Origin of the sequence: Streptomyces sp. NPDC004327 (assembly GCF_042873935.1) — a bacterium.
Classification (GTDB): domain Bacteria; phylum Actinomycetota; class Actinomycetes; order Streptomycetales; family Streptomycetaceae; genus Streptomyces.
In genome coordinates this window covers 319,147-331,735 of sequence record NZ_JBIAME010000007.1, presented here as the reverse complement: position 1 = coordinate 331,735, position 12,589 = coordinate 319,147, and the positions used below count along the sequence as shown (strand labels likewise).

11 protein-coding genes are annotated in these 12,589 nt (G+C 70.5%); 5 read left to right on the top strand and 6 right to left on the bottom strand.

Features of this window, described 5'->3' with window-relative positions; translation table 11 throughout:
- Positions 1-2: 2 nt before the first annotated feature.
- The 4 genes from ACFYU9_RS25280 to ACFYU9_RS25265 all read left to right on the top strand — a co-directional run bounded on the left by ACFYU9_RS25280 (position 3) and on the right by ACFYU9_RS25265 (position 5,716).
- Complete coding sequence (locus tag ACFYU9_RS25280) at positions 3-1,520, top strand: trypsin-like serine protease (RefSeq protein ID WP_389346093.1); 1,518 nt, start codon at positions 3-5, stop codon at positions 1,518-1,520.
- Between the two features lie 594 nt (positions 1,521-2,114).
- Positions 2,115-4,118: a DNA/RNA non-specific endonuclease gene (locus tag ACFYU9_RS25275; protein ID WP_389346091.1), complete on the top strand. Its 2,004-nt coding sequence runs from the start codon at positions 2,115-2,117 to the stop codon at positions 4,116-4,118.
- 32 nt (positions 4,119-4,150) lie between these two features.
- Positions 4,151-5,071, top strand: a complete 921-nt coding sequence (locus ACFYU9_RS25270) for a hypothetical protein (protein WP_389346090.1) — start codon at positions 4,151-4,153, stop codon at positions 5,069-5,071.
- A gap of 471 nt (positions 5,072-5,542) precedes the next feature.
- Positions 5,543-5,716, top strand: a complete 174-nt coding sequence (locus ACFYU9_RS25265; RefSeq protein WP_389346088.1) for a hypothetical protein — start codon at positions 5,543-5,545, stop codon at positions 5,714-5,716.
- Between the two features lie 309 nt (positions 5,717-6,025).
- Here ACFYU9_RS25265 and ACFYU9_RS25260 read toward each other — a convergent pair whose 3' ends face one another.
- Together ACFYU9_RS25260 and ACFYU9_RS25255 are read right to left on the bottom strand one after the other, a co-directional pair.
- Positions 6,026-6,808, bottom strand: coding sequence for an SAM-dependent methyltransferase (locus tag ACFYU9_RS25260; protein WP_389346086.1), 783 nt, complete (start codon positions 6,806-6,808; stop codon positions 6,026-6,028).
- Between the two features lie 64 nt (positions 6,809-6,872).
- Positions 6,873-7,772: a patatin-like phospholipase family protein gene (locus ACFYU9_RS25255; RefSeq protein ID WP_389346085.1), complete on the bottom strand. Its 900-nt coding sequence runs from the start codon at positions 7,770-7,772 to the stop codon at positions 6,873-6,875.
- A gap of 108 nt (positions 7,773-7,880) precedes the next feature.
- Here ACFYU9_RS25255 and ACFYU9_RS25250 point away from each other — a divergent pair, with 108 nt between their 5' ends.
- Positions 7,881-8,441: a TetR/AcrR family transcriptional regulator gene (locus ACFYU9_RS25250; protein WP_389212016.1), complete on the top strand. Its 561-nt coding sequence runs from the start codon at positions 7,881-7,883 to the stop codon at positions 8,439-8,441.
- 244 nt (positions 8,442-8,685) lie between these two features.
- Here ACFYU9_RS25250 and ACFYU9_RS25245 read toward each other — a convergent pair whose 3' ends face one another.
- The 4 genes from ACFYU9_RS25245 to ACFYU9_RS25230 form a co-directional block, all read right to left on the bottom strand.
- On the bottom strand, positions 8,686-9,501 hold the full coding sequence (locus ACFYU9_RS25245) for a class I SAM-dependent methyltransferase (RefSeq protein WP_389346238.1): 816 nt from the start codon (positions 9,499-9,501) through the stop codon (positions 8,686-8,688).
- Between the two features lie 145 nt (positions 9,502-9,646).
- Positions 9,647-10,453 carry a polysaccharide deacetylase family protein gene (locus tag ACFYU9_RS25240; protein ID WP_389346084.1) on the bottom strand — a complete coding sequence of 269 codons (807 nt, stop codon included), beginning with the start codon at positions 10,451-10,453 and terminating at the stop codon, positions 9,647-9,649.
- A gap of 293 nt (positions 10,454-10,746) precedes the next feature.
- Positions 10,747-11,412 (bottom strand): response regulator, encoded by a 666-nt coding sequence (locus ACFYU9_RS25235; protein ID WP_389346082.1) that lies wholly within the window; start codon positions 11,410-11,412, stop codon positions 10,747-10,749.
- Positions 11,403-12,587, bottom strand: a complete 1,185-nt coding sequence (locus tag ACFYU9_RS25230; protein WP_389346237.1) for a sensor histidine kinase — start codon at positions 12,585-12,587, stop codon at positions 11,403-11,405. The genes ACFYU9_RS25235 and ACFYU9_RS25230 overlap by 10 nt, the downstream gene beginning before the upstream one ends.
- Positions 12,588-12,589 lie beyond the last annotated feature (2 nt).

The window sequence follows — 12,589 nt, the reverse complement described above, 5'->3', positions numbered from 1 at the left end:
ACATGTCACAATTCACGAGACGCGCCCAGGTCTCCGCCGCCATCGCCTTCGGTGCCATAGGCCTGAGCCTGCTCGGCTCCCCTTCCCAGGCATTGCAGGGCCCCGACGCCACCGCGGCCTACAACTTCACCGCCCGCATCCTCGTAGGCGACTCCGAGCGCGCCTGCACCGGGACGCTCGTCTCCCAGCGCTGGGTCCTGACCGCGGCCTCCTGCTTCGCCGCCGACGGCAAGCCCGCAGCCGGCAAGCCGGCCGTCGCCACCACTGTCACCGTCGGACGCACCAACCTGTCCCAGACCACCACCGGCGCCGTGCGCAGCGCCGTGGAGCTCGTCCCGCACCCTGACCGCGACCTCGTCCTGGTCAAGCTGAACGCCGGCGTGGCAGGCGTGAAGCCCCTCGCCCTGGCCGCCACCCCGGTTACGTCCGGCCAGGCCGTCACGGCGGCCGGCTTCGGCCAGACGAAGACCACCTGGGTCCCGGACACCCTGCACACCGGAGCGTTCACCGCCACTGGTGACAGCTCCGCGAACATCGCCCTGACGTCGAACGGCGACGCCGTGATCTGCAAGGGCGACGCCGGTGGCCCGATCGTGCGCACCAACGGCCAGATCCAGGAGCTCGTCGCGGTCACCAGCAGGTCCTGGCAGGGCGGCTGCCTGGGCACCCCCGTCACCGAGACCCGTACCGGCGCCGTCGCCACGCGCGTGGACGACATACGCACCTGGATTACCGGCAACGTCACCCCCGTCGCCGGTGACATGAACGGCGACAATAAGCCCGATCTCGTCGCGGTCGAGGACACCGGGAAGCTCTTCCTCTACCCGGGCACCGGCACCGGCGCGCTGGGCGCCCGGATCCAGATCGGCTCCGGAGGGTGGGGCGGAGCCTCGGTGACCCACCGCGGCGACTGGACCGGTGACGGCATGGAGGACATCGTCGCCGTCGTCGGCGGCGAGCTGCGCGTCTACCCCAACCGCGGCGACGGCACGCTCGCGGCACCGATCAAGATCGGCACGCTGCCCACCACTGCCCGCATCGTCGCCATCGGCGACACCACCCTCGACGGCCAGCCGGACCTCTTGGCCACCTACGACGACAAGCTGTACCGATACGCCGGCACCAGCGCGCCCACCCCGTCCGTGAGCGCTCCGCTGCTCATCGGCACCGGCGGCTGGAACGTCATGACGCTGACCGCTCCCGGTGACGCCGACAAGGACGGGCGCGTCGACCTGCTTGCCCGTGACACCCGCGACGGCATCTTCTACAGCTACCTCGGCCAGGCCAACGGCACGTTCAGCGACCGCACCGAGTTCGGCCGCGGCTACACCGTCACCAACCGGCCGCTGGTCGCCGGAGCCGCCGACGCCGACCGCAACGGGGTCGCTGACCTGTGGGCGACTGCCGGCGACGGCACCCTGAAGTTCTACAAGGGCGGGGCTGACATCCACGGCCCGATCGACGGCCCGAGCATCGAGGTCGGCAGCGGCGGCTGGGGCACCATCCAGTCCATCAGCTAGCCCGTTCCCGCTCGGATCCGGATGACGTCTCGCGCCGTGATGTTGGCGGCGCGAGACATGGCGGAACGAATGACCAGAGGAACACGCTGGGGTCGCCGGTGCATTCGACAGGTGTGCGTCGCGTGGCCCGGCATCGTCGGCTGGTAGCTGATAGGGGCGTCGGGTTCAGGGCGCCGGGTTGAACGCCTGGGACACCAGGCCCGATTTCACGGCGTGCCGGACCCGCCGCGACGCGCCGGGTGCCTGAGGCGTGAGAGCACACGCCTGCCCGGGATCAGCCGCCGCCAGCATCTCCAGGCGCTCGCAACCCACTGGGGCACCCCCTTCGCCGTGACGGCGACATCGGCGTCGTGGCCGGCCGATCCGATGGAGGCACCCTCCCCTGCCTGTCCGAAGCCCGGCCAGGCGCATGCCCATACTGCGGGCACCCCTATGCGTCGTACCGCGCCGCGACAAGGGCTCTGTCTGTGCCGGAAGACGATAGCTGAGTGAATTCCCCAGCATCAGAAGACTGTTCAGTGCCACCTGATCGCGCGGCCGATCAGGTGGCACTGGAGTGATCTCCCACCGAGAGAAGAAATGATGCCATCGCGCATGAGGCGAATATTTTCCAGCCTCCTCCTCGTTTTGAGTCTCACCGCGACAGCGACCGGGACCGCTGCTGCTGGCAACGGCGAAACCATCCAGCCCGATTCGTCGACCTACCTTGCCCGGAACAGTGCCGGCAAGGCGCCCTTGAGCCAGCCAACGGATTTCTCCCTCCGCAAGACCGGCAGAATCGTCTTGAGCGATCGGCCTCCCCTTCCCGCCCCGGCCAAGACCCGCCCTGTCAAGGCGAGCTCCAAGGAGAACTGCGAGCCCACGCCGGCCCGATCCCGCGTGCGCAAGGCGGGCGCTGTGCAGGCCTGCGTCACCACGAGCACCGCATCGCCCCTGAGCGGGCCCCGGTCCTTCGCCGTGCAACCGTCCGCCGCCGACTCCGGGTCGTGCACGATCACGGACCCCGGCAAGTGGTGGCACGGCCGCTTCGGGTACTGCGTATACGGCCTGACCGTGCTGTACACGCTGAAGGACAGCAACGGAAAGGTGATCGGCACCGGAACGCTCAACGTGTCGAGCAGTGCCGTCCTGTCCGCCACGGACACCAAGTGGAACGAACTGGTCACGGTCACGATGACGGAGGCGACCGGGGCGGTGACCACCTTGAACGTGAAGTTCAGGGCCATGTGCACGGCCGGCTGCACGGTGACCAAACCCGCTCCGTGGGTCGGGGCGACCGGGACCCTGATCAAGGGCAAGGTCGCCAGCGGAAATGTGTCCTACGCCTCCAGCCCGGCCGCCGGAACGAAGGTCGACTTCACCACGTCGTACGAGATGTACGTGACCGCTCCCGGTGCCCAGATCACGGACCCGACCGCCTCTTGGAGCAACCCGGAGAAGATCCGCTGCGACGACGACGTCCGGGACACCACCAACCCCACCAGCACGCCCGCCGCCGGCTGTGTCGTGCCCGGCGTCATTGCTGTCGTCAGGATGAGCGATTCACCGAGCGCGCCGGGTGCGGGTGCCGCAGCGGCTGGCTACCTGTGGGCACAGAACAAGCTCGCCGACGGCTGGGGACGCGCCAAGCCGCTGACCCGGGCGAAGAACGACGTGGATGCCCGAGCCGCGCGAACCTGCGGGTCTTTCCAAGCCCGCACGGACATCATCCCGACCGACACTTGTGACACATTCCCTTTCGCGGCCACCCATGAGGGTGGAGCAGACGGCGCTCTCTGCGCCGAGATCATCCCCAACTACAGCACGGGCGGGTGGGATGTCTACGAGCTCAAGGGGGATGCGAACGCGCCTTGCATGCGCGCCCACGTCCCGGTCGCGGACAAGCAGGCTGCTGCGAGCCAGCTCTCCGAGGGCTACGCAACCCAGCGCGTGCTGGAAGCCGAGCAGTTCAGAGTCGACATCACGGGTTCGACTGCCGAGCCGCAGGCCGCCTGTCTGAACAATGTCCCGGCCGGAGCGCTGCCGTCGGGCAACGGATGGATCAGGAACAGTACAAACCCGGTCCTGCAGGTCAACAAGACCACCACGCCGCCCGGTCCTCCCGGCACTCGGGCGGCCATGGCGCAGGCTTGCCTGGGTGTGGTGACCGGCGACGGCTCTGCCGCGGCGGGGGACATCACGGGCTGGCAGGACGCACAGGAGTTCGCCCGCATCAACTCGCCGGGGACGCAGCTGGCCCGGTGCCACCTGATAGCCAACATACTTGGCGGAAAGGGCGGAACCGCGGATGGCGGTCCGGACAACCTCGTACCCTGCTGGCAATCGGGGATGAACACCGGAACACCCAGTATGCGAACCTACGAAGCCGTCACCCAAAAGGCCGTGAAGGAACCAAAGGACGGCGGAATCCTCGGACCGAACGACGCCATCTTCTACCAGGTGACGCCCGACTACCGGGACAGTACAAGCACCATTCCCCAGGGGGTCACCATGACCGCCAGGGTCGAGCGCGCGGACGGATCCTCGCAGCCACTGTTCCCTGACATCTACATCACCAACACCAAGGGCAACACAGGTCTGCTGGACCTCGGAAACTAGCCGGCCCTGCATCACCGCCATCGGGAGCAAGAATGAGCCGTACCACCCCGCCGCGCACGGTCGACGTCGCCGCGGTCTTCCCCCAACTGGTCCCGTTGGCACGCACGGCGACCCGTCTGCACCCCCGCCCCGGGTCTCCGACACCGCACGACAGCTCGATCGGCGGGCCACTGCTGTGGCCCGCCGACGAACCGTGGCCGTACTGCCGCGAGGAACACGAGTGGCACGACGGCCGGGTTGACGACTGGTTCGAAGGGTGGCACAAGGGACCGAACGCCATGCTGCCACTGGTCCAGCTCTATGTGCGCGACGTACCCCTGCTGCGACCGCCCGGGCAGGCCGATCTGCTCCAGGTGCTGTGGTGCCCCTGCGAGCACCCGCCAAGCCACAAGCCGCCGACCGCGCTGTTCTGGCGATCCTCCACCGAAGTCACAGACACCCTCGCCACGCCACCAAAGACATTCGCGGTGGAGTACGACGAATACGTTCCAGTGCCGTGCGCACTCGCTCCCGAACAGATTACCGAGTACCCCAACCTACTGGAGCTGGCCGCGGAGTTGCGGCAGCAGCTGGCGGACTGGAGCAGGTGGCAGGCAGCCGGAAGCGACGTGGACAGCTCCTACGCCCCCTACCCCGAAGCTTTCTACACAAGCGAGTTGTCCGTGGCCCCCGGCTGGAAGGCCGGCGGCTGGCCCCCCTGGGGCCTCACCGATCCCGTCGTCCAGCTCTGCGCTGTGTGTGGCACGAAGATGGACCCGTTGCTTACCGTCGCCTCGAATGAATGGGACAGCAGCAACCGCGGTTGGATCCCGTACGAGGACCAAGCCCTTGCCGAAATTCCCAAGGCAGGCGTGGCGAACTCGCCCAGGGTCCAGGTTTCCAAAGGCAACCATCTGCAACTCTACGTCTGCCCGACCTCTCCGGATCATCCGCACGCCGACCTGATCCAGTAGCCCTCGACGTGAGGCCATCGGCCCCGCTGTCGGGTGCGACGCGGGCGCGGTGACGACCTATTCGGTCAGGTCGGCGCTGCCGCAGCTACGCGGTACACCGATGGCCCCGAGCCCTGGAACACCGCAACCCGCCCCACCAGCACGGGGCCGCTGCGTCGAGAACGAAGTTCGCGTCAAGCAGAGACCGTTGGCAGCGCAGAGGAAGAAGGAGCGGAGGACGGGGGCGGTCGCCTGCCCCGCCAGGACGATCCTGAGGCCGAGGGCCGCCGCCCTCACACGCCGACTGGGACTCCACGGAGCTCCACAACACGGCCGACGGCGCCCGTCATCAGACGTAGCCCGTTCCAGTGGAGGAGCCAGGCGGACGCAGCCGCCGCCATACACCGAGTTTGTCAGCAGCCGGGGCCCTACGACGGTGACGCTGCCCCGGTCGGAGAGGCCCTGCGCAGCATCGCCGGCGGCCCCCACGACGTGGCCGTCGACGGCCCGACCGTACGGGTCCGCACCACACAGCCCGACGGCGTCCTCGGCCACCTGCTGCGAGCCGGCGGCGCGGCCGGCCTCACCGTCCGCGACGCCACCGCCACACCCCCGAATCTACAGACCGCCTTCCTCACCCTGGCCAGACGTGACTACACGCCATGACCACGGCGCCCCCTCCCCGTCCCCGCTCGCCCGCTGTCGTCCCGCCGGGTCGCCTGGCACGCCTACCTCGCGCTGACCAGCCGCGACCTGCACGTCCTGGGCCGCAACCTGCCCGCGCTGCTCATCCAGGTTCACCGTCGCCACGATCAGTGACTCGCAGCGGGCGGAGCCCGTACGGCACGGCGGCCGCCCCACCGTCGTCCGGACGCGCCGTCGCGCGCACAAGCCACCCCCGCCTGTGCGCGCGGCCGAGGCTCACCATGCCGGTCCCGGTGTACGGGCGGACGGGCGACCCGTCCACTCCCGCCGTTACTTGCGGCCGACTCCCGCGTACATCGCGACGTCCGGCGTCGGCGTCTTCGGTCGCCACGCGGAGCAGGAGACCACGCCGGGCTCGAGCAGTTCCAGGCCGTCGAAGTAGCGCGCGATGGCGGCCGGTGTCCGCTGCGTGAGCTTCGGGGTGCCGTGCTCGTTCCAGAACGCCACCGCCGCGTCGACGTCCGGCATGTCGGGGTGCGTGACCGTGTGGGACAGGACGAGGTGACTGCCGGGGGTGAGCGCGTCCATGATCCGGCGGACGATCGCGTACGACTCCTCGTCGTCCTCGACGAAGATGACGACACCGAGCAGCATCAGCGCGACCGGCTGCGAGAAGTCGAGCGTCTTCGCCGCGGCGGCCAGGATCGCGTCGACGTCCCGCAGATCGGCGTCCAGATAGTCGGTACGGCCCTCGGGAGTCCCGACCAGCAGGGCACGGGCGTGCGCCAGCACGAGCGGGTCGTTGTCCACGTACACGACACGCGCGTCGGGAGCCACGCGCTGGGCGACCTCGTGCGTGTTGTCGGCGCTCGGCAGCCCCGTACCGATGTCCAGGAACTGCCGGATGCCCTGCTCCTCGGCCAGGTACCGCACCGCCCGCCCCAGGAACAGGCGGTCCGCCTTCGCATACTCGCCGATCCCGGGATGCAGCTCCCGGATCCGGTCCCCCGCCTCCCGATCGACCGGGTAGTTGTCCTTGCCGCCGGTCCAGTAGTTCCAGATCCGGGCGGTGTGCGGCCGGGACGTGTCGATGCGCGAATCAATGTCGGTCACGCCGTCAACGTAACGCAGCACCCCACCAACTCCCGTACTCAGATGACCCTTTGCCTCCTGCTGTTCACTTGGCTCTCTCCTCGATCCCCTGGACGCGCGAACACGCCCCAGGGCGTGTGTGGTCGGATCCGGTCGTCCAGGCGAGGCGGAGCTGCTGCGCTGCATAGGCGGCTTGACGGAGACCAGCCTCGTAAGCAGGCGCCCAGGCCGTCCGATCGTTCAGGTCCGGACCGAACGTGCGTATCGACCCGGGATCGGGCTCGATGGTCACCGCGGTGTGCGCGGCGGCGACCGTCAGTTCCTGGTGGAGCAACTCCCTCGGAAACAGGTGCGCTTGTGGGTCGATCACGACGAGCGCGCGGGCTCCGGCCGCGAGTCCGGCGTTGGTCGCCGACTGCAGGGAGCCGTCCATGTAGCGACGGCCGTTGAGGGTGATCGGCGGGTAGATGCCCGGGAAGGCCGTGCTGGCCGCCACGGCGGAGGCCAGTGGCGCGGCGCTCGTGCGGTCGAGGACCTGCTGCTCGCCGGTCTCGGCGTCCAGGACGGGGATGAGCAGCCGGCGTTCCGGCCAGTCGTCGGTGCCGACCATGGCGCGCATCCGGGCGACGTGCGGCTGCTCGGGGCCGGTGTCGGCGGCGAGCGCGATACGGCCCGCTTCGCGCCGTGCCCCGGCAGGGTCCGCGGCGGCGTTGCCGAGCACGGCGAACGCCTCGCCCAGGCGGCGCCCGTCCACGCGGGGAGGAGTGCTGCCGTCGGCGGGCCGCATCGGTGTGGCGAGCCGGGCGGGGTCCTGACCGGTGGCGAGCAGCGCGGCGACGATCGCGCCGGCCGAGGTGCCGACGAAGAGATCGGCCTCGGCGAGGTCGATCCCCTCGCGACGCAGTCCGACGGCGAGTCCGGCCGTCCAGGCGGTGCCGACGAGGCCTCCGGCGCCCAGTACGAGTGCCCGGTCGAGTGCGTGCATGACTGCCTCCCCCTCCATTACTGAAACAGTCGTACCATAAACTAATGGAGCCACTCACTCACGCCCTCACACAGGCTCAGATCCGCAGGACCGAAAGGATGCTCCACCATGGGACGACCCCCGGATCCCGCCCGTCGGCAGGCCACTCTGGCGCGAGCGACCGATTACGTGCTGGCGCACGGCCTGGCCGGGTTGAGCCTGCGGCCGCTGGCCGCGGCTCTCGACACCAGCCCGCGGATGCTGCTCTACGACTTCGGCAGCAAGCAGGAGTTGGTGGCCGCCGTCCTCGCCGAGGCCCGTCGCCGCGGCGCGGCACGCCTGGCCGAGAACCTCCCGTCGGAGGCAGCGTCCCCGGAGGAGCGCCTGCGCGGCATCTGGGCCTGGATGAGCGCGCCGGAGCGCGCGCCGTTCGTCCGGCTGTTCTTCGAGGTGCACGCGGACGGCCTCGCTCACCCCGAGAACTATCCGGACCGGGGCGAGGCGATCACCGACTGGTTCCACACGCTCGGCGCCACGTTCCGCGACATCACCAGCGGCGCGGACGACACGATCACTCCCACGCTGATCATGGCGGTCATCCGTGGCCTCCTCTTCGACCTCACGACCACCGGCGACCGGCGCCGCACGGACCGCGCCCTGGACCGTTTCTGCGAACTCCTCCGGGATTGAACTCCGGGGATGAACGAGGACCGGCGATCACGCGATGAGCTCAGATCTCCGACCGCGCAGAAGGCGTAGAGGCCGGCCTGGCCGGAGCCGCGGGGGAAGCGTCGCCTCGGCCCGCGCGGCTGGATCCGGACAGGCGGGCCTATGTGGTGACAGGCCGTCAGTGCGCGCGTTGCCCGTCGGCCGCGCGTGAACCCGATCCCAGGTCCCTCTCGGCATCGATCACCTGGGGCAGCCCGGAGGTGCGCTACCGGCGGACCGCCGAGATCAGTCCGCCGGGCCGCTCCTCGCGCTGCGGCGGGGCGCTGATCGGGCGGCCGTAGGCGGCAGCGCGTTCGCGCAGGGTGTGGCTGTCGGCCTCCCAGCCGTGGGCGGACAGCCAGCCCACCGGGTCGTCGGGTGCCTCGGAGACCCACAGGGATGCCGCCGATCCCGGCGCGGCGTCCGCGCCGAAGCGCTCGATGACGCCGCGCGAGCCCAGCGTCAGCCCCATCCGACTGCCGGCGGCCGACTGCGCGCTGATCCGGGACAGCAGCAGTTCCACCGCGTCCTCGGGCAGATAGATGAGCAGTCCTTCGGCGATCCACGCCGTCGGCGCGGCCGGGTCGTGCCCTGCGGCGGCCAGCGCGCCTGGCCAGTCGTCCCGCAGATCCACCGCGACGGTGATCCGCTCGCAGCGTGCGACGGCCCGCTGCTCGCGCAGTACCGAAGCCTTGAAGTCCAGTGGGGCGGCGGTGTCGATCTCGAACAGCCGGGTGCCCTCGGGCCAGTCCATCCGGAAGGCCCGGCTGTCCATGCCGGCGCCGAGCAGCACGACCTGCCGGACCCCGGACGCGGCGGCCTGGAGCAACAGGTCGTCGAGGAACTTCGTCCTGATGACGATGGAGAACGACACGGCCAGCCGGCGCCTTCGCGCGGCCTCGTCATCGGGCCGCGGCGGCGTGGAGGGCCACAGGCCGCCGGCGGTGGCGAAGGCCTGTGCCAGTGGGTCACGGAACAACGCGTTCGCCCGCTCGGTCTCCAGCGCCCGCACCCGGGCCACCCCCACCGCCGTGGCCCACACTCCCGACGGCCGCACCCGCACCCGCACCCGCTCATCAGACGGTGGCGTCACCGGGGTGGCCTCGGTGACCGATTCCAAGAGGTTTGCCTGATGAGGGCCTCAGGCACGTGCCGTGAGAGCGCCGCGTCGTCCGGGGCCTGGTGGCTCACGGGGTGGTCCGCACCGGGAAGCTGAAGGCGTGGCCCTTCTCCTTGAGCCAGGGCAGTACCTGTTCGAGTGCCGCGACCGTCTGGCTGCGGTCGCCGCCGCCGTCGTGGAAGAGGATCGTCGGACCGTTGGACAGCTCGTGCTTCACGGTGTTGACGATGGAGGCCGTGCCGGGCCGCTCGAAGTCCTTGGTGTCGACGTTCCAGCCCAGCGGCCGCATCCCCGCGGCGGCGGCGATCCGCCGGCTGTCCGGGGTGAACGCGCCGCCCGGTGCCCGGTAGTACTCGACCTTCGTGCCGCCGGCCGCGTCCTCGATCATCTTCTGCGCGTCGAGGATCTGGCGCTGCTGATAGGCGACGGGCTTCTTGTCCATCGAGGTGTCGTGGGACACCGTGTGGTCGCAGAGCCGGTGCCCGTCCGCGACGATCCTCTTGATCAGGTCAGGGTGCTCCTGGGCGCGCGGCCCGACGACGCAGAACACCGCCTTCACGCCGTTGTCCTTCAGGATGGTCAGCATCCGTGGCGTCCAGCGCGGGTCGGGCCCGTCGTCGATGGTGATGTTCACCGCCGTCCCGCCGGCCTCGGTGGCGTGCGCGATGCTCTCGGGCACCCGTACCGGCTGCTCGGGCTGCCCCTGCGGGCCCGTCGGAACACGGACCTCCTGCCGGCCCCCCGGGCCGGCGCCCGCCGCCTGGGCGTCGGCCTCGGGGCCCGTCAGCATGGTCGCCGCCCACGCCGTCAGACTGAGCGCCACGGCCGAGGCGACCATGGTTATGTGCACGGTGTACTTGCCCTTGAACCCCATGGAACTGCCGCCCCCCGAGCGTGATCGTATGCCTAGACAGACGGCGCACGCCGCCAGAAGGTTCCCGACAGTTCAGACATCGGACCGTCGCTCCGGCGGACGTGACGACCGCCCTCACATCCTCCTGCGCACACCCGGTTTTCGACCCCGTACCGGCACGCCTTCTGCAGGCAGCGGAAGGAATTCACGCCGTTCCTCGGGGAACGCGTCGCCACCCGGACGACCGTCCCCAACAGGTCCGAGGCCAAAGGGGTTCTCGCCCCTGCCGGGAGCAGTGGTGCGGCTGCGGTCACTCAGCCGGGGCCGGGCTCGGCGTTGCCGTGGCGGCGCAGGTAGGCCAGGACGGCGCGGACCCGGCGGTGGCCGCTGTCGCCGGCCGACAGGCCGAGTTTCAGGAAGACGTTGCCGATGTGTTTGTGGACGGCGTTGTCGGTGACGTACAGCCGCTGCGCGATGGTGGCGTTGTCGTGGCCCTCGGCCATCAGGGCGAGCACCTCGCGTTCGCGCGGGGTCAAGGCCTCGACGGGATCGCCGCGGACGGCGAGGAGCTGGGCGATGACCTCGGGGTCCATGGCGGTGCCGCCGGCGGCCACGCGGCGCAGTGCGTCGGTGAACTCGGCGATGCGGCTCACCCGGTCCTTCAGGAGATAGCCGATGCCGCCGCTGCTGTCCGTGAGGAGGCGGCCGGCGTATTCCTGCTCGACGTACTGGGACAGGACGAGCACGGGAAGTCCGGGGTGGTCGCGGCGGGCCTGGAGGGCGGCGCGAATGCCCTCGTCGCGGAAGGCCGGGGGCAGTCGTACGTCGACGATGGTGACGTCCGGGCGGTGGGCCTCGACGGCGGCGAGGAAGCCGGGTGCGTCGTCCGCGATCGCGGCGACCTCGAAGCCCTGGGTGTTCAGGAGGAGTTCGAGACCGGAGGCCAGCAGGACGTTGTCCTCGGCGATGACTACGCGCACGGAAGCTCCACGGTGATGATGGTCGGCCCGCCCGGCGGGCTGCTGATCTTCATGGTGCCGTCCAGCGCTGCGGCTCTGCGGCCGATTCCGTCCAGGCCGCTGCCCCGGGACGCGTCCGCGCCGCCGGTCCCGTCGTCGGATACCTCGACAGCGAGCACCGCGCCGCCGTGGGTGTCGTGGGGGACGTGGGTGCCGCGCGTGACGCGGACGGTCGCGCGGGTGGCGCGGCTGTGCCGGGCGATGTTCGCCAGCGTCTCGGTGACGGCGAAGTAGGCGACCGCTTCGACGGCGGCGGGGACTTCACCGAGGTCGCCGACGTCGATGCGGGTGGGTACGCCTGCCCGGGTCGTCAGGGTGCGCAGCGCGCCGGCGAGGCCCTGGTCGGCCAGGACCGGAGGGTAGATGGTGCGGATGACCGAGCGCAGCTCCGTCATGGCTTCCTCGGTCTCTGCGCGGGCCTGGCCGACGAGCGCGGCGGCCGTCTGGGGATCCTGCGGAAGGCTCTGGCCGGCCACGGCGAGGCGGATGGCGATGGCCACCAGCCGGGCCTGGGTTCCGTCGTGCAGGTCGCGTTCGATACGGCGCAGCTCCGCGCCATGGGCCTGCAGCACGTCCGTGCGCGTCCGGGTGAGTTCGGTGACGCGGGCGGCCATTCGCTGTACGGGAGACGGGGCGAGGACGGCGAGGCAGCAGCGTGCGTGCGCGCGGGCGAGGAGCGGCAGGGCGGTCACCGTCAGCGCGGTGAGGAGCAGGAGTTGGGCCAGGTTGACCGTGAGCGCGCTCGCCCAGCTGTCGACGGGGACGTCGAGCAGGAGCAGGCGTGGCGGATCCGAGGTGGGGAAGGCCCACCAGCCCACGGCGGCGGCAAGGGTGAGGAGCAGGTTGCCCAGGCACAGCAGGGCGAACGCGCCCACGGGCAGGCCCCCGACCACCTGGATCACGAACCAGGCGAGTTCGCGGACGAGGGCGGGCGGGCGCAGCCGCACGGGACGTTCCAGGAGGGCGCCGGCGTGCCGGCGGTGGCGCTCGGCCCACGCGGTCGCCAGCGACGGTACGCACAGCAGGGGCGCCGCCACGAGTGTGACGATCGCGGTGACGAGGGTGCCGAGCAGGTAGCGCGCGCCGCGTCCGGTCCGGATGAGCACGAGCCGTGGTCGGGCCTCGTCGCCGATCATGC